Here is a 17,659-nt window from a genome sequence, read left to right on the forward strand (position 1 = left end):
CGGTGTACAACTCGGCCGATCGATGGCCGAATCGAAAAGCGCTGGGTAGAGCGGGTTGGCATGGCCGCAAACAAGGTAACGGCGGTACGCTTGGGGCTGGGGAGGCAATCGACGGTCCGGGACTATCAAGCCGCCCAGCTTCGCTGGCGGCTTTTTCTTTGGCTCGACCGCCCGTCAAGAGGCATTCGCCCTCGCTCGTTCACGGGCCTCACGGCGACGCTCCCGGCGCTCGCGGCGACGCTTGGCACGATCGGCGGGCTGCCGCAGCGGAGGAACGTCCGTCGCGACCTCCATTCCAGCTGTAGTCTCCTCGACCACCGACGCCTGGCTCCGCTCGGGTGCAGCAGGGCGGGCTTCCATGAACTCAAGCGCCGCCCGTCCTTTGGACGTGATCTTCCAACCGCCGCTGGTGCGCTCGACCAGCCCTTGTGACCAGATGTCGAGATCCGGAACCCGCTCCGCGAGGCGTCTGGTCCGGTCCGCCCAATCGCGTCCGCTGGTGGCCAGGATGGCCATGTCCCTCTTGAGGTCCTCCATCACGGCAAACCCATCCGGATATGCCACCAGGATCTTGAGGACGGTCACCTGGAAGTTCACGCCCGCTCCTCCGGATCAGCGCCACATCGTGGGCGCGTGCGAGAGGGCATCGCGACCGACCTGCTTGAGAGCCTCCGGAGAAATCTCGCCCCTGGTAGCGGCCTCCAGAATCTTCGAGGCGACGTGGGTACGAGCACCGATCTCGCGCTGCGAGACGCATTCGCAGACTTCATCGAGGACCGCGCGCAAAAGCGCGGTGGTTGCCGTGTCGAACATGAGGTGCCCCCAAGAGGGAAAGTCCCATCCTAACCGTTCTTGCCGGCTTGTGGATTCAGGAATGTTAAACTTCGCTGCAATACAGCATCGAATTGGCGAGCAGAATTGTCACAACGGTCGCTCAGAGCGCGGGCAGCGCACCCGGTGACGTTGCACGCCCGAGCTTTGGGACCTGGGCTCGGCCATCTTCTTCGAGTGTCGCACGGAACTCACGATACATACCACTAGTTCCTCCCCATCTCTCTTCCCGTCGTCCAGCCATGGCTCGAAAATCAACCCTGCCTCGCCGCCTGCAGCCCATGCTGGCCACGCTGACAGATTCACCGTTCGACGATCCCAATTGGGTCTTCGAGGACAAATTCGACGGTTTTCGCATGGTCGCGGAAATCCGGGGTGGTCGGGTCGCGCTCTATAGCCGCAACGGGAAGATCATCAGCCACTCCTATGTCGAGGTCGCGAAAGCACTTGAAGGCGTGAAGGCGGACGCTGTTATCGATGGCGAGCTGGTTGCGATCGGAAAGGACGGCATATCCCATTTCCAGTTGCTTCAGAACGCCCTGCGCCACGAAGCTAAGCTTGCGTACTGCGTTTTCGATCTCATGTTCGTAGACGGCGAGGATCTTCGTGCGCTGCCGCTCCTCGAGCGCAAGAAGCGGCTAAAGGCTATCCTGCCACGTCACAAGCTGATCGCTTTCAGCAACCATCGCAAAGGCAGCGGCACAAAGTTTTTCGCAAAGGCCGAACGGAGACATCTCGAAGGCATCATGGCCAAGCGCGCCGATAGCCCGTACGCGTCCGGACGCCGGACCGCCGACTGGCTGAAAGTGAAGACCGCGCAACGGCAGGAGGTTGTGATCGCCGGCTTCACGGCGCCGAGGCGAACCCGGCCGTTCTTCGGCGCTCTCGTGCTGGCGGTACGCGAAGGCGATGGCTGGCGGTACATCGGCCACGTCGGGACTGGCTTCAGCCACGAAGTTCTCGAAGAGCTTCACGGCAAGCTCGTGAAGCTCAAGAGCGCCAAGTCGCCCTTCCCTGCTAAGGTGAAGGATGAGCAGGTCACGACCTGGGTGCGTCCTGCGTTGGTCGCAGAAGTGAAGTTCGCGGAGTGGACCAGCAAGGGCGAGCTGCGCCAGCCAGTCTATCTCGGGCTGCGGTCCGACAAAAAGGCCGCGGACGTCGTTCGCGAAAAGAGCTGGTCGCGAAAATAACTCCGAGACGAAGCGGACGATTTGGAATTCAGCCGGCTTCGCGCTCTGATGCCGAAGGCCATGGCGGCAGAGGCGGCAAGCCGAGAGCCTTGCGTACAGGTCCGAACGATTTTCGGTGTGCTGCGCATGCTCCGAGCCTTGCGAGCGCCTCATAATGAGCCGGCACCGGGTAGCCCTTGTGATCCGCAAATCCGTAGCCGGGGTGACGCACGTCGAGCGTCCGCATAACTGCGTCGCGCTCGACTTTCGCGAGAATGGAGGCGGCAGCGATGCTGGCGGACTTGGCGTCGCCTTTGATGATAGCCTGCTGAGGAATATCAATTTCCTTCAACCGCTTCGCATCGATCAGCAAGTGCTGCGGCGTCAGCCCTAGCCCCCGGACCGCGCGCTGCATAGCCTGGATGCCTGCCCAATAGATGTTGATCGCGTCGATCTCCTCGACCTCAACGAACACCACACACCAACTGACTGCCTTTTCCTTGATCTCCTTCGCGAGTTCTTCGCGAGCCGCAGCGTCAAGTTTTTTCGAGTCGTCGATCCCAACTATCCGCGTGCCGGGTTTCAAGATCACGGCGCCAGCAGAGACCGGCCCGGCGAGAGGGCTCATTCCAGCCTCATCGACGCCTGCCACGGCTTGATGGCCGCTTTCCCAGAGAGAGGTCTCGAAGCGGAGCATCTTGCGGAGCCGCTGCCCTTCGGACCTATTTTCATAGCGCCGTTTATCGATTGCAGCCAGGATGGCACGCGCTCCCGCGCGGCTGTCGGCCCGCAAGATCTGCTCCACGCTGGCCTCGAGCGGTCTTTTCTCGATGACGTAGCGCTGACGCAAAACCTCAAGTGAATATTGGGACATCGCGGCTTTGGTGGAGAAAGGCTGTGTGGGAGGCGTGTCGGTGAACTTTGTGGCGATTGTCTGAAGTACCTATCCCGCCTGATTTTGCCTGCGCAACGCCCTCTCGAAGGAACCGGCGGCTCTCATCTGGGCCCAATTCCGCGCCACCGGCACCGCGTCCATCAGCCTCAGAGGAACCAACTCGTGTGTTCATCCCCGAGCAAGGCCAGTACGTCGTGCAAGCGACGGAGAAGAGGCGATCGCGTGATAACCGCGCTAGTCGAGCGCTCGCCTAACCTCTTCCACGACCCTATGCACCGTTGCTTCGGCTTCGCCGCCCGCCACCTTTCCTGGCGCCGCGCACCCCTCGCCGCGCCATCTTAGCCTGTCGATCAAATGATCTCCCGTGACATGGTCGGGTGGGATTTGCCATCCGCCAGAGCCTGCCGCGAGGACGACGTAGTGGCCGTCCGACGTCACCGAATGCTTTACGACATACCTAAGCCGATTTCCGCTGCGGCTTGGCCGCCGGCTTTTTGGCCGCGGCCTCTTTCGCCGGCTTCTTGCCTGCGATCGGCATCAGCATTTCCTTCTGCCCCGCGGCGGCCTTACGCGGCTTTTTGCCTGATTTCTTGGGTGCCTCTGTCGCCGCTTCCTCTCTTCCAATGCTCTTGCGCAGCGCATCCATCAGATCCACGACGTTCTCACCTCGAGGACGCGCTTTCGCGGTGATGGGTTTGCCAGCGCGTTTTTGATTGATGAGATCGATGAGCGCGGTTTCGTACTGGTCTTCGAACTTGTCCGGCTCGAAATGGCCCGACTTCTGATTGACGATATGCTTGGCGAGATCAAGCATGTCCTTGGTGACTTTGACGTCCTGAATATCGTCGAAATACTCATCTGCGGGACGGACTTCGTAGGGATAGCGCAACAGCGTTCCCATCAAGCCCTTATCCATCGGCTCCAGCGCGATGATGTGCTCGCGATTGGTCAGCACCACGCGTCCGATCGCGACTTTGTTCATTTCGCGGATGGTTTCTCGAATGACCGCAAAGGCCTCGTGCCCGACCTTACCGTCAGGACGCAGATAGTAGGGGCGAATGAGATATCTCGGATCGATCTCGCTGCGGTCGACGAACTCGTCGATCTCGATCGTTCGCGTCGATTCCAGCGCGACGTTCTCGAGCTCCTCCTTGGTCAGCTCGATGAAGGTATCGGTGTCGACCTTGTAGCCCTTGACGATGTCCTCGTTGTCGACCTCCTCGCCGGTGTCGGCGTCGACCTTGGCATACTTGATCCGATGGCCGGTCTTACGGTTCAGCTGGTTGAACGAGACCTTTTCGGATTCCGAGGTGGCCGGATAGAGCGCGACCGGGCAAGTGACGAGGGAAAGACGCAGGAAACCTTTCCAGTTAGCGCGGGGGGCCATCTCGCGGAACTCCATACTGTTGCGGGATTCAAGACGAACGAACCGGCTTGGTTCCGACATCGCGGCCCGTCCACAAAGGAGGATTTTTCTCAGCCACCGCTGGGTCGGACTCGACATTTGTTCTTGTTATGTTCTAATTCGAACATGACCGACCGACCCGCGAGCTGGCGCATGCCGCCCCCGAAGCAGATGGAAAAACTGGCCGCTGACGCCGCCCGTAGACGAGCCCCGTCCGCTGCGGGTCCGGATGCCCCGCTCCCGGCCGAATATTGGGAATCGGTCCTCAAAGACCCTCGCGCCGGCGCGACCTTGGCCCAGGCCCGACAGCGACGTCTTTCGGAAATCAAGGGCCATGTGCTGCGCATCTCCTGCCGCCGCTGCGAGCGAACCGTGGAGATCCAGACCGCCGATGCGGTCCGGCTGTATGGCGCCAACGCCGTCTGGAAGGACGTGGCGCAACGGCTGCTCGACAACACCTGCCAGCAGCGCACCGGCAGGCATGAAGAAGATGGGTGCTGGCCAGCATTCGAGACGCCGTAGCCACTTTGCAATTGCCGATCCGATCTCATTGCGCCTGGATGTCCGGATGGCCCCGAAGTATCACCCTACGCCCCTGTCGGGCGGCGATCGCAAGGCTCTGGCAAAAGAGCTCGGCAAGGCACGCGCGATGGCTAACATCCTGGCTACCCAGTCGGCGGAGATGCGGGCCAAAGGCGAGGCGATGATCCAGCAAGCTGACAGGCTGCTTTGCGAAAGCTGGAACGAGCGGATGTGGAGTGACGGCGAACCGATCGATCCGTCGCCGACCATCGATCAGGCCGTGAACGGAGGCTTCCCTTGGCTCGAGATCAGGTGCGCGCGCTGCAAGACGCCGAGCGACGTGGACCTCGCTGCGATGAAGCACCCGCCGACCACCTTCGTGCACGATCTCGCCAGCCGGCTGCGCTGCCGCAAATGCGCCAAGGCGGGCCAGCGTCCGTCCGCGACTCTGCTACAGTTGACGTGGCAGCCGCGCCACTCTCGAACCGAATCCTGACCGATGTGCAATCTCTATTCGATCACGACCAACCAAGCCGCGATCAGCGCGCTGTTCCGCGTCGTGAACCAATACGTTGGCAATCTGGCGCCGATGCCCGGTGTTTTTCCTGATTACAAGGCACCGATTGTGCGCAACGGGGTCGAGGGGCGCGAACTCGCTACGGCGCGGTGGGGAATGCCGTCGTCGTCAAAGTCGCTGATGGACGCCACCAAAAAACGAGCCGAGAAGCTGCAGGCCAAAGGCAAGGTGGTGGATTTCAAGGGATTGCTCAGAATGGAGCCGGACAGCGGCACAACAAACATCCGCAACGTGAAGAGCAAGCACTGGACGCGATGGCTGGGGACCGAAAATCGCTGCCTGGTACCATTCAACTCATTCAGCGAATTCAACAAGACCGAGGGCGGCGATATCTGGTTCGCGCTCGATGAGAGCCGTCCCCTCGCCTGCTTCGCGGGCATTTGGACAAATTGGACCTCCGTCCGGAAGGTCAAGGAAGGTGAGACCACCAATGACCTCTACGCGTTCCTCACGACGGAGCCGAACGCAGAGGTCGGAGCCATCCACCCCAAGGCGATGCCTGTGATCCTAACGACGCCGGAAGAGGTCGAGGCCTGGATGACCGCTCCTCCCGACGAGGCTCTGATGCTGCAGCGGCCGCTTGCCGATGGAACGCTCCGGATCGTCGCCCGAGGTGTCAAGGAAGATCCGGCGGGTCCGGCGACGTGACGGAGGAAGACACATGGGTGCAAAATTGAGATTGCCGAATAACCAATGCCTCTGGCGGATTAGGGCTTTCCGTTTGAACACCAGATCGGGCGAACTCGCCGTGGGAGAGTCCCCGATCCGTCAACATCTAATGGTTGAGTAAAGACTAGGCGTGCCGCAGAATCCCTAGGGAAGGAGATTCGCGCGTGTCTTACTTTTTAGACCATTATTTAAAGCTTACTTTTCCGCTTGCAGACCCTGAAACGCCTGGTTTTCGGGAAGCCCAGCGTGGCGCGTTATTCGCCGTCGGCTCTCATTTCAGCGGGCGTAAAGACGCAGCGATTATTACGATGCCGACTGGGACCGGCAAAACGGCGGTCCTGCAGGCAAGCTCTTTTCTGCTAAGAGCCAACCGTGTCCTGGTCTTAACGCCAAGCCGGCTCGTGCGTGAGCAAATCGCCGATGACTTCAAGAAACTCGGCGTCTTGAAGCGCCTCGGCGCTCTTCCCGCCGATCTGCCAGAACCAAACGTCATGGCGACGAGCGGCAGAATCACCGACCCTCTGCAATGGGAAAGTCTTCGGGAAGTTTGATGTCGTAGTCGCTACCGTGCCAAGCGTCAGTCCGCACTTGGAACAGATCCCGGTGCCGCCCGCTGATCTGTTCGACCTGATCCTGGTTGATGAGGCCCATCACAGTCCGGCAGCCTCGTGGACTGCTACACTCGACATGTTCAAAGACGCCCGACGGGTGCTCTTTACGGCCACTCCGTTCCGCCGTGATGACCGCGAAATACTGGGCCGCTTCGCTTACACTTACGATCTTAAGCGCGCCTACCAGGATGGCGTGTTTGGCCACATCCAGTTTCAACTCGTCGATCAAATCCCTCCGGGTGAGAACCGCCAGCAGATGGAGGACATCGCTGTTGCTCAAGCGGCAGAGAGGAAACTGGCGGCTGATCGGGGTGCAGGCTTTGATCACCTCTTGATGGTCCGAACAGATAGCAAGAAACGAGCAACCGAGCTGGTCCAGCTCTACGAAACGCATACGGGGCTGAGGCTCAAGCTGATCCAGGGCACTCATTCGCTCGCCTACGTTAAGCGGGTCCTTGCAAACCTTGCTGCCAATGAATTGGACGGCATCATCTGCGTCAACATGCTTGGCGAAGGCTTTGACATGCCCCGCCTCAAGATCGCGGCTGTGCACTCGCCACATCGTTCTCTGGCAGTTACTCTTCAGTTTATTGGACGCTTCGCGAGAACAGCCGGCGAGCGGCTGGGCGACGCTACATTTCTGGCTACAGCCTCTGGTGTGAAGGTCGAAGCGGAGAAGCTGTACTCGGCCGGCGCGGTCTGGTCCGACATCATTCCTAACCTCAGCGCCGCGCGGGTACAGCGCGAAGTCGAAGCACGGGAGTTTATCGAGACGTTCGGCCATGACGTAGGCACGATCCCCGACCTTTCTGATATGTCGCTGTATTCGCTCTCGCCCTATGCGCACGTGAAAATCTACAGGCTGCGCGAAGCGTTCGACATCAACGCTGTGCCGAATTTTGGTGTCGACCGGGAGCAGATTTTCGGGCGCGTGAGCGAGGATACAAATTCAAGCGTTTATGTCACAAGGATGCGCTCGCCTGTACCATGGTCGACGGACGATACGCTCATTGATGTGGAATACGACCTTTTCATCTTTTACTTCGACCCGGCCTCATCGCTTCTTTTCATCTGCGCTTCTTCCCGCGGCGACGGCCTTTATCGCCGGCTTGTGCGCGACCTCGTCGGATATGATCCCAAGATACTCCGTTTATCAGAACTCAACCGGGCGCTGAAGGAACTAGAGCAGGCCCGCTTCTACAATGTCGGCATGCGAAACCGTCAGCAATCGAGCCTGACGGAGTCTTACCGCATGTTGACTGGGTCTCATGTGGATGAGGCAATTCGGGCTGAAGACGCCCGCCTCTTCCATCGCGGCCATTGCTTCGGGAGCGCCATCGAGAATGGGAACGAGGTAACGATTGGTCTGAGCAGCGCCTCTAAAATCTGGAGCAACACGTCCTTTACTCTGCCAGAGCTGCTGGGCTGGTGCAAAAATCTGGCCCGAAAAATACTGGACGAGAGGGCTGCGGTAACCGGCAGCAATCTTGATTTGCTTCAGATGGGCGAGATTATCGATGCCATCCCTGCCCGTGTTTTGTGGGCCGAATGGGACAAGGATATCTATATCGATCCCCCTATCGCGAAATTCGAGATCGCCGGCCGGCCGGCGGAAGACTCCCTCACGCAATTCAGCCTCGAAGTTGAAGAGTCGGATGCCAAAGGCGCTCGGCTCCTGCTGGAAGGCCTAGGGCTGGAGACACGAATCCAATTCAAGATCGCCGAGAGCCCGCAATTCTCCTATCTGTCGGACGACCAGGTCAAAGTGGAGCTCGCTTTCGGTCGTCGCGTGGAGGACATCGTCGATTATTTGAACGACAACCCGTTGAACCTGATGTTGGATGATTGGTCTCGGGTCTGTGGCGACGAACACTTTCCTGCTCCCGCCGAGCCGTACAACCCGTTTGACATTCAACAGATCAGGGTGATCGATTGGCAAGGCGTTGGCGTAGATATTACGACCGAATACGCCGATAATCGGGGGCGCGTTCTCGGCAGCTCCATCCAGGTGTTTCTCGCACGGCAACTAGATATCGTTGAGAACGCCGTCGTTTACTGGGACCACGGAAGCGGCGAGGCCGCAGATTTTATCGTGCTGCGCCCTGCGGCCGACGATGGTGTCGATGTCACACTGTATCACTGCAAAGGCGCAGGTGGCGTTCAACCTGGCAATCGCGTGGATGATGTCTACGAGGTCTGCGCACAAGCAGTTAAATCAATGATCTGGTGCGACCTCCCCCGCCTGGTCGACCGATCTCTGGACCGCATGCGCCGAAGAAAAGGTGTCGGCAGACTTGTGCGTGGTGATGATGCACTGATGCTTGAGCTGGCAACGCGGCGACCCGCCAGATTTGGAATGGTCGTCGTCCAGCCAGGGATCACCAGAGGCAACCTGGAACCGCGACTTGCGGAGGTGTTAGCCGCATCGAGCTATTATCTCGTTCGGGGCGGACACCAACAACTTGAAGTCTGGGCGAGCGCGTGAGCCTTTTGATCTTCAGGACGCCTCGAAGCGCCTGGCTTGTCGGGAGGCGCGACCACAATGCTCGGTTAACTGCGTCGTTCGGTCTCATCTGCATCGCCAAAGCACAAGGGAGTAGCTGGTGCTGCGGCCCCCGCAGCAGCCCGTCCTGCGGACGGTTACGTCATTTCTTCAGATCAATCGCATTCGATGTCAGTGAGTGACGTGCCGAGCGCCTCGAGAGCCTGCTTAAGGTGGGCCTTGACGTCATCGAGCGTCCATCCATGGGCGGCAGCGCCGGTGCCGGACAGATTCACCAGTTTATCCGCCCCGCACACCTTTAAATCGCTCGTGACGGCGCCGGGCGGCAAAAGCTGCTGCAGCAAGTTTTTGTCGCCGTAGACCGCTTGCCCGCCGACCACGACAAGCGACACATTGGCGGGGGTGGCCTTGACGACAGGGTTAAGAGTATTGGGGCGGGTGGTGTCGATTGCGACGTTCAGAGCGACAAAATCCGCGAATTGCCCGGGCGCCAGCGCACCAATGTAGTCGGATATTCTGACGAGCTTCGCAGGCGTCGACGTTGCCATGGCCACGAGCTCGTCGGAACTGACGCCATAATGCCTGTATGCGTAACCCATTTCCTGTAGCATGCCCGCACTGCCGGACGGGCTCCAATCGGGCGCAATGGCGATGTCCACTTTTGCTAACCTGGCGGCGGCAATGTTGGTGGTCGAGCCATAGAGTTCGTCATTGCTACGTGGCGACCAGATGAGTCCGACGTTGCTGTCCTTCATGCCGAGAAAATCCGCGTCACGCAAAGCCGTACCGTGAACGAGGGCAAGACCGTCCCGCGGAATAGGAACAGGCTTGGGCTTCCCAATGACGGGTGCGAGCAACACTTCCTTGCTGAGCATGCTGTATTCACGGTGCGCGGCGGAATCAGTGCTCGCGCCCTCCGCGAGATGGACCACCATGCCCCGCAAGGTCTTATGGTCGAGCGCGCACAGAAGATACTCGAACCTCTCGTGCGTCAATTCGAGCGGAAAGACCTCATTGTCGACGACATCAAGAATCTTGCGATCGGTTTCAGGTCTTACCGTGGGGCATTTGTCATCGAAGACCGGTTGCTGCTGCAAGAAGCCGGAATCGGTATCGAGATTTCGGGCAAGTCCCGCAACGCACTTATGGTTCTCCGAGGTCTTGTCACTGCTCAACAGTCCACCAACGACGGACGTCGCGCCACCGGCAAGCGCCTTGATTTCTGCATAGATCTCGGCTTCGCAGGCTACAGCCGGCATTGCGGCATAGTGCGGATTGTTCAGCAAGCGGTCGTATTCCGCGGAATCCTGCCATTCATACCGGTTGTTGAATTTGCGGCCGGGCAGCCATCGTGGCTGAATATTCCAGGTGAGATGGTCATGGAGATCGATGAAGCCGGGCAAAATAACGCCTGACAATTTGACCGGAGACGTTGACGGCTGCGCCGACGCGCTAGGGCCGACGCTCAGGATCTTGCCATCGCCCGAAATCGACAACGTTCCATCCGCGAGGATGCCGTTTGGCGTCACCATGACGCCGGCGACGCTCCATTCGGCTGCGAGCGCGCTGGCGCCCGTCCAACACCAGGCCAAAAGCACCGCACAAGCCAGGGAATGAAGCCTCATTTGCGCCCCTTAACACCAATGAAGATCTCAAGTGGAACCTAAAACCTACCTGATGATGCCACGTACTCTCAAGGGCAACCAATGCTTGTACTAAAGAAAATGCGTGGCGCTGGCATACGGCGCACGTCCGCCAGAACCTTCGCGAGGTAGCCAAGCTGACCCGATGCAAAGCGCGGCCAGTAAAAAGGTAAGGAAGGCCAGTCAACATCCTCAGCGCTGGCGCCAATACATCCGACTTGCGGTCCTCCTCTTTAACCGGCCAGAAGTTAGGCAGCGGCACTTCGCGCGAGTCTATTGGTCCGGCACGATTACGTGGGGGTCGTCGGCTCGCACGGAAGCTTGCAACTGCGCAGGATCAACTTTCTTGCGCTGCGCCCATTCCAGGAGGTTGGCCGGCCGATAGGCTGGATCGGCACGCCACCGCTGGAACACGCTCGCGTCGATCGTCTCGTTGACGTTGATGTGGCTTCCGTCTTCCCGGACATCCGGTTCTCGGCCGATCGTCCGGAACAGAGGCGGAGAAATCTTGGCGTACAATCCCGAGCCAAACGATGCATAGGAGTCGGCAATCGGTGCTTTCACAGCATCTCCATCCAGATCGACCTCCGATCGGAACGAGAGCCCCTGAGATTCCGCTTTCTTCATCATCCAGCGCAGCGGAGCTTGAGCAAGCAGATCCGTCTGATAGCCGCCACCAACATTTGCGTGGGCACCGACAAACCAGCGCTGCTCAACACCGGAGAGCGGACGCGGTTGCGCTATCACCGCGTTCGGATCTTTCGGGTGGCGAACGTCCCACAGCGTTGGAGCGAAGTCGTTGCGGTGCTCGTCGACGGCAAGGGCGTGATAGCCGTTCAGGATGTGGATGCGTAATCCCGTCTGCAGATAGTCAAATTGAGAGCGGCTAATGCCCGGAATATTTCCGGCCGCAACGCCGACGGATCCAACGGTATCCCAAACGCCGACAACTTTCACTTTCGCCGGCTGGGAATATTTGAGCAGCCACTTTTCCTGCTCGGTCAGCTTGCTGGTGTCCCCGGACGCTTCCTTCTCCTTCAACGTCCAAATGCTCTCCTCGTCACCCTTCCTGTAGCGATCAAACAATTCGGTCACGCCGATGGGTGAACCTGCTTTTAGGATGCCATCTATGGCGATCAACCCAGCCAGGCTTCTGGCCGTAAACGCGCCACGGCTGAAGCCGAAAATGAAGATTTCATCGCCGTCGTTGTAGTTCTCGATGAGCCACTCGTAGGCCAGGCGGATGTTCTCATCGAGCCCCTGGCCGAAAACACCGCCCAGGAAACCGTTGACCCCGACCTCGTAGTAGACGAGCTGAGGTTTACCATCCTTGCTTTTCGCGGCGCAAAGCGCGCGCATGCGCCAGACGTTCGTATTGCTGTTGATGCTATTCCATGTGCCGTCGAGAAAAATCGCGAGGCGCTTCTGCTGCTGCTCTACGCCGACGAAGTTCGGCTGATTTCCACTTTTCTCCGAAGGACGACCAATAATCACCCCGATCCAGACTATGGCCACGATCGCAAGCAAGAGGCCGATCGAATGCGCAATCCGCTCGATCCATCGCAGAACCTTCATGACGTAGACCCCGGCTGCATGAAATTGGCCGACTGAAGAGAGAATCGGCGACTTTGCAGGAGAATATGCCGGCCGCCGATTCGATGCACGTCGTGCGCTTAAATAATGCACATTCTACTTGGGCGGGTTTTCCCTCCGTCCGATTCTTCGCGGCACTTGGCCTTGAAGTGCCTGGGGCCGCAGGCCCGTCCAGGCGTGCGCCAACGGCGCATCGCCTCAACGAAAAATGGCACCCGGAGAGCGTGAGCATAGCGACCCGAAGGGGCACGTGGGTCCGAGTGCAGCGACGAGACCGGTTCAATAGCGGCACCCGGGAACGGGGCAGTGATAGCGATCGCCGCAGGCGAGCCCCTTTCCCGAGTGCCCCCGGCGAGGAGCTCCGCATCCCTTTGCGCGAGGGATCGACGCCGCACGGCCGAGACGCGAAGCGGCTCGGTTCACGAGAGCCCGGTGCGGCACTAGCCGCACGCGCGCAAGCAAAAGAATTCGCCAGTCGGAGATCTAGATGTCCTCGCGCGCATTCGTCTGCGCGTCATAGATCCTGATCTGAAGCATGGGAAAACGTTTCTTTAGTTCCTCTCCGCCCGCCCTGGCGCCGTCTCTGGTTGCAAACTCGGCTTTGAGTCGGCCGTCCACTTCAAGTGCGAAACCAGAGGCCGGCGGTTCACGATTGGCTGCAACCATTTCATTCCCATTGTGCCGTAAGGTGGCTCGGAATGATGGGTAGCGTGAGTCGCTCAAATGGCGCTAGACCCACCCGCCCCAGTGCGGTGATCAACCATCGCACCTTGTGGATTGACGCCTCGCAATGGATCGCATCAAGGATGGGCATTTGCATCGTCCGAACAGGCGGACGGGTTTCCGCTGGCGCGGATGCATGCACGATAGAGCCACGGCTCGACGTAGCTGCCCTTCCACAATCCTTGGTCGGCTCGCTCAGCATCGCGTTGACCTTCGTGATATCTGCCCTTTGAATATTGAGGCCAATCCAGTGCGAGACCGTTGCGCACAAGCCATTCCCCAAGATCCTTGCCCGCGACCGAACAGGTCGCGATCGTGCGGCCATACCGGTCGAGGCTGAGCGGGACACAGTTGACTGGGCGCCGGGCAATGTAAGCGTCGAGGTCGTTCGCGGCCTTCGAACCGCAGCGGTACTGTAAACTATCCTCACCGCGACATAGCTGAGTGCTCTCCGGAGCATCCACACCCCAAAGGCGGATCCGCGTTCCGTGGATCTCCAACGTGTCGCCGTCAATGACGCTGGCCTGACCGACAAAACTGTCGGCAAGCGCCACGTTCGACAACAGCAGCAGCATCAATACAAGGGTTCGGCGTTTGCTCATGGCGTTGGGTACCACCGATTACCGCAGATTGCGGGGATTGAATTTCGGCCAGTTCTCAAGTGGCTTCAGCGACGGCAGGTTCTCTGGCTGCTCGGGATAATGAAACTCACTGCCTCGAAGCCAACGTCCTTCAAAGCGATCCCAAAACAAGATCGCATCCATCTGCCAGGTAAACTCATAGACTCTCCAAACGCCGTCGTTCTTTATCACCTCACCAGTTGCGTTGAAGGGCAAGCTGTTGAGCTTGCACAGAGCGTAGATTTCGTCCCAGTGCTCGCGGATATAGCGGTCCTCGAGCGCCACGTGATACGGCCGGTCGGCGCGCCAGCGCGATCCGCCGCCGCGCGGATAAAAGCCTTGGCGGGGCATCAGGAATTCCGGAATGCGCGCGATCGCCTTGCCGATCCGGCGCGCCTCATCCGACGAAAGCTTGCCAACGCCGAAGCTGTAGCGCTGCGCGTCGTCGCGACAATAGAGCCACGCCAGGGTCACGCCGGTGGCATCCCTGACGACGTAGCACTCTGAATTTTCCCGGACCAACGTCCAGGGCGGCTTGAAACGGCGGCTTGACTCCATGAGAACAAAATAAGAACATGCCGCATCGACGGTCAACCTGGAATAAGGCCATGTCCTCGGTCTCAGAGCCGAACGAACAGGACGATGGGCTGGATACCGCCGTCGAGCAGGCAATCACTGTTTGCGGCGGTGATATGCGCGCGGCTATTCGCGCTGATCGTTGCGTACAATTTCTTGGAGTCCGGGATCTCAGAGTTGAAGAAGGCCGTATCGCACGCCTAGGCGAGCCTTCTGGCTCCGATCGCCGGCGACCCCGGGCTTGCAACAGGGGACATTATCGCTGAAGCCCTGCGCCGGCAGGCTGGAGACGATGCCCAACGAGCTATTTGAGGACGTCAAGCAGATGATCGCCGCCCATGAGCGGGAAGGCGATGAAACGCGATCCGGTAAGAGCTTTGCCCCGGGGTCTTGATCCGATTTCCCTCCGGTCCTCCGACTAATCGCACCACTCCACGCGCCCCCGGCGCAGCCAGAAATGCGAACGGCATCCGCCCTGTAGCCAGACCGACGGCTTGAGGCTTGGGCGCCCCGAAGCATCGAGCATCAGATCCCACTTCGGCTTCGCTTCCCTGATCAGCAACAGCTCGATCGTCCTACCGCACCCGCAGGGACAGCGCATGCCGACACACCAGTCCTCATCACCTTCGCGCGCAAGTACCAGGTCGCGACGGGGCATGTTCAGCGGCAAGCTGTCACCGTCGACCACCTTTAGACCGCGCAGTGGTCCAAACTTGTCCCACGCCCTTCTAACCCACCTCGGCAGCCTCATGCCTTCTTCTCCCTCCGAGGCGCCAACGTGGGCAGTTCGAGAAGCGGCTCTTGCGCTCCGCGTCCTAGCACCGGGTTGTCGCTCACCGTGAATTCGGTCTCCGCCATGAACTCCTCCTCGCAGGCAGCTAGGCTGAAGATGGTGCGCGCGTACTTCTCGTTCGAATCCAGGCGGAACGGATATGCGCGCGCGATGAACTCGTTCACGCATGCCGCTGCGGCCCGCATATTGAGCATGATCACCGACGGTGCCTCCTCGGCGACGCCCTTGATGTAGCCGGCCTCGACTTCGGCACGAAATGCTTCCGGAAACGCGTTCCGCAGATACTCGGCACGGAGGGTGTCGGGCGTGTACACGCCACGATCCTGCAGCAACGACCGGCCCGGCTGCACATAGTCGATGCGGCCGCATACGTCAGCGATGGCCGGCGCCCCATCCGGGGTCCTCCTTGTCGGGATCGACACCCCGACATCGAACAGCGGGATCAGGAAAGCGCTGCTGATGAGGTCGGCGATGTACCTGGCCTCCAAGGTGTCGACGCAGCAGAAGAGCACGTCCGCTTGGCTCGCAGCGAGAACCGCCTCGCGCGTCGTGATCGACTTGGTCACGGGGAACGCCACGCCGGGGCCCCGATACGTCGCGACGGCCTCGGCGAACATCTCTGCCTTCGGCTTCTTCAGCTCCACGTCCTTCAGGGTCGAATTCAGGATCCGGTTGAGGTTGCGGCCCTCGACCTTGTCGAAGTCGACGTAGTCGTTGCGGCCGAAGCCCATGCGCGCGTTCTGCTCGGCGACGATCGAGCCCGTGCCCGACACGCCGATGGTCGTTGCCGACAGCCGCTTCAGCTCGGCGGTCATGTCGGAGGTGAACGCCATCGGCCGTTTGGCGCGATCGCGACGCTCTGCGTCGCACTCCCAGAAGAAGCGTAGGTCGTGGCCAGCGACGCTGACCAGCTCGACGGCGGTCTTGTTGAGGTCGCTGTCGTATAGCCGGGCGCGGATCGCGCCGTCCGGCGTCATGATCGCGCTGCCGTGGCTGTCGCCGCACGCCTGGAAAAGGCATGGCATCACGATGGCGTCGCTGTCGTCGTCCGGCCGGGAAAACGCGAACAAGCCGCCGGGATGGGAATGGATCAGAACGATCGCGAGGCCGAACGGTTCGGCCAGATCTATGGCGCGCTCGAGATACTCCCCGGGCCAGTTGATCCGGTCGGGTTCGCGCACCTTGCAGGCGGCGTGGGGAACCAGGATCGCATCCTGGGCCAGCAGCCGAAGCCGCGGCCCCGGTGTGCGAGAGCACAACAGGATCGCCGCAGCTTCCTTCCGGTCTCCGGGATAAAGGTGATCGACGAGACGATCGTACAGAACTCCCGTCAGCGCCAGCGCAGGCGAGATCACTGCCCAACCTCCTTCGCGATGGCGGACTCGACCAGCGCGAGGTGCGTTACCACGTTGTCGATAGCGGGCTTCCACGGCGCCGCTCCGCTGCGATGGCGCGACCAGCCGTTGAACGGCGTGCCGCAAATGATGGCCGAGACCTGCGTCCTGTCGATCGGCTGGCCCGACCTCAGTGTCAGCTTGGGGTTGGTATAGAACATGTCGATCTCGGCGCCGGGGTAGGTCGTCGGGATCAGCAGCGCCAGCGTGACCATCTGCTGGTCGTAGCCGGCAGGCACCCGATAGTTATGGATCAACAGCCAGCGGTGCCCGGAGTCGACCACGGTCTCCCAGAAGCAACCGAGGGCATCGAGATACTTCTCGTCGACCTCGAGCACATCGAAGTCCCGCCGCGGCTTCGGCGCTGGCTCGCCGTTGTTGACGCCGGTGGGAGTCAGCCGGAGCTTCTCGATGCCGGGCGTGCGCAGATCCACGGTGTCGGTCAGGGTGACGGCGCGCTTCGGCTGGTTCTTGACGATCAAGAAGATCTGCCATCCCTGGTCCGGGTTGAAGCCCGCGTCGAGCAACGCTTGCCTGACGACGATCGTCGGCTGGTGCAGCGTGAGCAATACGCCCTGCACGTTCAGCTTCCAGGTCGGCTTGCGACTGATGAACGCCTCGATGCCGCCCTTGCCGAGGTCGACGAGATCGCGCGGACCGATGAGGCGGTCAGGCTGGTCGACGCAGTCGAGCAGCAACTCGTCCTCGGGCGCGACCTTGCCCAGCTTGCGGAGCACCGCGCCCGAGATCAACCGGCTCGGCCATTCGAAGCGCTCGCCGTTGATCGTCAGAATGTAGAGCCGGTCGGTCTCGACCACGACGAACTGACGTCCCTTGCCGAGGTCGACGTTCTGATTGGGGCGGATTTCCTCCAGCTCGCCGTCCGGCAGGAAGTGAAGCACGGTCGCCTGCTGCGCTGCCGTGAACCCCGCGGCGTGGGTGATCTGGGCGCCGGTAGGCGCGGCGTCCTCGATAACTAGTTGGCGGAACTCCAGATTCTCACCCGCGACTTCGATGGCCTGCTCCGCTGCGCGGTGATCGGGAGTGGCTTCCTGGATGCTCATGATGATCCTTTCTCCGGCGGAGGCCGGTGTGCGAGCATGCAGCTAATTTAATCGAGCTCGCTAAATTTGTC

Annotated in this window: 18 protein-coding genes; 6 read left to right on the forward strand and 12 right to left on the reverse strand. The window is 60.3% G+C overall.

Going from position 1 to position 17,659, the window contains the following annotated elements:
* Positions 1–174 precede the first annotated feature (174 nt).
* Together GPL20_RS38680 and GPL20_RS04230 are read right to left on the reverse strand one after the other, a co-directional pair.
* The gene (locus tag GPL20_RS38680) at positions 175–597 is read right to left on the reverse strand and encodes a hypothetical protein (RefSeq protein WP_254125778.1); all 423 of its coding nucleotides are present in this window, start codon (positions 595–597) and stop codon (positions 175–177) included.
* 15 nt (positions 598–612) lie between these two features.
* The gene (locus tag GPL20_RS04230) at positions 613–813 is read right to left on the reverse strand and encodes a hypothetical protein (protein WP_157327971.1); all 201 of its coding nucleotides are present in this window, start codon (positions 811–813) and stop codon (positions 613–615) included.
* A 260-nt stretch (positions 814–1,073) separates the two neighbouring features.
* Between GPL20_RS04230 and ligD the strand changes: the two genes are divergently transcribed.
* Positions 1,074–2,021: a non-homologous end-joining DNA ligase gene (gene ligD / locus GPL20_RS04235; RefSeq protein ID WP_157327973.1), complete on the forward strand. Its 948-nt coding sequence runs from the start codon at positions 1,074–1,076 to the stop codon at positions 2,019–2,021.
* A gap of 28 nt (positions 2,022–2,049) precedes the next feature.
* Here the strand turns inward: ligD and rnhB are convergent, their stop codons facing one another.
* Both rnhB and ku read right to left on the reverse strand, forming a co-directional pair.
* Positions 2,050–2,874, reverse strand: coding sequence for a ribonuclease HII (rnhB, locus tag GPL20_RS04240; protein ID WP_157327975.1), 825 nt, complete (start codon positions 2,872–2,874; stop codon positions 2,050–2,052).
* Positions 2,875–3,352: 478 nt separating this feature from the next.
* A complete protein-coding gene (gene ku / locus GPL20_RS04245) occupies positions 3,353–4,282 on the reverse strand; it encodes a non-homologous end joining protein Ku (RefSeq protein ID WP_157328223.1) in 930 nt (309 codons plus the stop codon).
* 144 nt (positions 4,283–4,426) lie between these two features.
* Between ku and GPL20_RS04250 the strand changes: the two genes are divergently transcribed.
* The 5 genes from GPL20_RS04250 (at position 4,427) to GPL20_RS04270 (ending at position 9,164) form a co-directional block, all read left to right on the forward strand.
* The gene (locus GPL20_RS04250) at positions 4,427–4,822 is read left to right on the forward strand and encodes a hypothetical protein (protein WP_205751136.1); all 396 of its coding nucleotides are present in this window, start codon (positions 4,427–4,429) and stop codon (positions 4,820–4,822) included.
* Between the two features lie 46 nt (positions 4,823–4,868).
* The gene (locus tag GPL20_RS04255; RefSeq protein ID WP_157328225.1) at positions 4,869–5,318 is read left to right on the forward strand and encodes a hypothetical protein; all 450 of its coding nucleotides are present in this window, start codon (positions 4,869–4,871) and stop codon (positions 5,316–5,318) included.
* Between the two features lie 3 nt (positions 5,319–5,321).
* Positions 5,322–6,047: an SOS response-associated peptidase gene (locus tag GPL20_RS04260; RefSeq protein ID WP_157327979.1), complete on the forward strand. Its 726-nt coding sequence runs from the start codon at positions 5,322–5,324 to the stop codon at positions 6,045–6,047.
* A 185-nt stretch (positions 6,048–6,232) separates the two neighbouring features.
* Positions 6,233–6,619, forward strand: coding sequence for a DEAD/DEAH box helicase family protein (locus GPL20_RS04265; RefSeq protein WP_157327981.1), 387 nt, complete (start codon positions 6,233–6,235; stop codon positions 6,617–6,619).
* A gap of 37 nt (positions 6,620–6,656) precedes the next feature.
* A complete protein-coding gene (locus GPL20_RS04270) occupies positions 6,657–9,164 on the forward strand; it encodes a DEAD/DEAH box helicase family protein (protein ID WP_157327983.1) in 2,508 nt (835 codons plus the stop codon).
* 173 nt (positions 9,165–9,337) lie between these two features.
* Here the strand turns inward: GPL20_RS04270 and GPL20_RS04275 are convergent, their stop codons facing one another.
* From GPL20_RS04275 to GPL20_RS04305, 8 genes are all read right to left on the reverse strand, one after another.
* Positions 9,338–10,807: an amidohydrolase family protein gene (locus GPL20_RS04275; RefSeq protein WP_157327985.1), complete on the reverse strand. Its 1,470-nt coding sequence runs from the start codon at positions 10,805–10,807 to the stop codon at positions 9,338–9,340.
* Positions 10,808–11,098: 291 nt separating this feature from the next.
* Entirely contained in the window at positions 11,099–12,400 is a 1,302-nt protein-coding gene (locus GPL20_RS04280; RefSeq protein ID WP_157327987.1) for a T6SS phospholipase effector Tle1-like catalytic domain-containing protein, read from the reverse strand.
* 501 nt (positions 12,401–12,901) lie between these two features.
* The gene (locus GPL20_RS04285) at positions 12,902–13,084 is read right to left on the reverse strand and encodes a hypothetical protein (RefSeq protein WP_157327989.1); all 183 of its coding nucleotides are present in this window, start codon (positions 13,082–13,084) and stop codon (positions 12,902–12,904) included.
* A gap of 134 nt (positions 13,085–13,218) precedes the next feature.
* On the reverse strand, positions 13,219–13,743 hold the full coding sequence (locus GPL20_RS04290) for a thermonuclease family protein (protein ID WP_157327990.1): 525 nt from the start codon (positions 13,741–13,743) through the stop codon (positions 13,219–13,221).
* 18 nt (positions 13,744–13,761) lie between these two features.
* A complete protein-coding gene (locus tag GPL20_RS04295) occupies positions 13,762–14,355 on the reverse strand; it encodes a hypothetical protein (RefSeq protein WP_246250091.1) in 594 nt (197 codons plus the stop codon).
* A 400-nt stretch (positions 14,356–14,755) separates the two neighbouring features.
* Positions 14,756–15,088 carry a ubiquitination-like system serine protease family protein gene (locus tag GPL20_RS39300; protein WP_347340016.1) on the reverse strand — a complete coding sequence of 111 codons (333 nt, stop codon included), beginning with the start codon at positions 15,086–15,088 and terminating at the stop codon, positions 14,756–14,758.
* The gene (locus GPL20_RS04300) at positions 15,085–16,485 is read right to left on the reverse strand and encodes a ThiF family adenylyltransferase (protein WP_254125776.1); all 1,401 of its coding nucleotides are present in this window, start codon (positions 16,483–16,485) and stop codon (positions 15,085–15,087) included. The genes GPL20_RS39300 and GPL20_RS04300 overlap by 4 nt, the downstream gene beginning before the upstream one ends.
* Positions 16,482–17,588: a multiubiquitin domain-containing protein gene (locus tag GPL20_RS04305; RefSeq protein ID WP_157327992.1), complete on the reverse strand. Its 1,107-nt coding sequence runs from the start codon at positions 17,586–17,588 to the stop codon at positions 16,482–16,484. The genes GPL20_RS04300 and GPL20_RS04305 overlap by 4 nt, the downstream gene beginning before the upstream one ends.
* Positions 17,589–17,659: the final 71 nt, after the last annotated feature.

This window comes from Bradyrhizobium cajani (assembly GCF_009759665.1).
GTDB lineage: Bacteria > Pseudomonadota > Alphaproteobacteria > Rhizobiales > Xanthobacteraceae > Bradyrhizobium > Bradyrhizobium cajani.

Coding starts and splice junctions, on each gene's coding strand:
- GPL20_RS04230 (WP_157327971.1), bottom strand. CDS start 813: ATGTTCGACACGGCAACCACCGCGCTTTTGCGCGCGGTCCTCGATGAA.
- ligD (WP_157327973.1), top strand. CDS start 1,074: ATGGCTCGAAAATCAACCCTGCCTCGCCGCCTGCAGCCCATGCTGGCC.
- rnhB (WP_157327975.1), bottom strand. CDS start 2,874: ATGTCCCAATATTCACTTGAGGTTTTGCGTCAGCGCTACGTCATCGAG.
- ku (WP_157328223.1), bottom strand. CDS start 4,282: ATGGCCCCCCGCGCTAACTGGAAAGGTTTCCTGCGTCTTTCCCTCGTC.
- GPL20_RS04250 (WP_205751136.1), top strand. CDS start 4,427: ATGACCGACCGACCCGCGAGCTGGCGCATGCCGCCCCCGAAGCAGATG.
- GPL20_RS04255 (WP_157328225.1), top strand. CDS start 4,869: ATGGCCCCGAAGTATCACCCTACGCCCCTGTCGGGCGGCGATCGCAAG.
- GPL20_RS04260 (WP_157327979.1), top strand. CDS start 5,322: ATGTGCAATCTCTATTCGATCACGACCAACCAAGCCGCGATCAGCGCG.
- GPL20_RS04275 (WP_157327985.1), bottom strand. CDS start 10,807: ATGAGGCTTCATTCCCTGGCTTGTGCGGTGCTTTTGGCCTGGTGTTGG.
- GPL20_RS04280 (WP_157327987.1), bottom strand. CDS start 12,400: ATGAAGGTTCTGCGATGGATCGAGCGGATTGCGCATTCGATCGGCCTC.
- GPL20_RS04285 (WP_157327989.1), bottom strand. CDS start 13,084: ATGGTTGCAGCCAATCGTGAACCGCCGGCCTCTGGTTTCGCACTTGAA.
- GPL20_RS04290 (WP_157327990.1), bottom strand. CDS start 13,743: ATGAGCAAACGCCGAACCCTTGTATTGATGCTGCTGCTGTTGTCGAAC.
- GPL20_RS39300 (WP_347340016.1), bottom strand. CDS start 15,088: ATGAGGCTGCCGAGGTGGGTTAGAAGGGCGTGGGACAAGTTTGGACCA.
- GPL20_RS04305 (WP_157327992.1), bottom strand. CDS start 17,588: ATGAGCATCCAGGAAGCCACTCCCGATCACCGCGCAGCGGAGCAGGCC.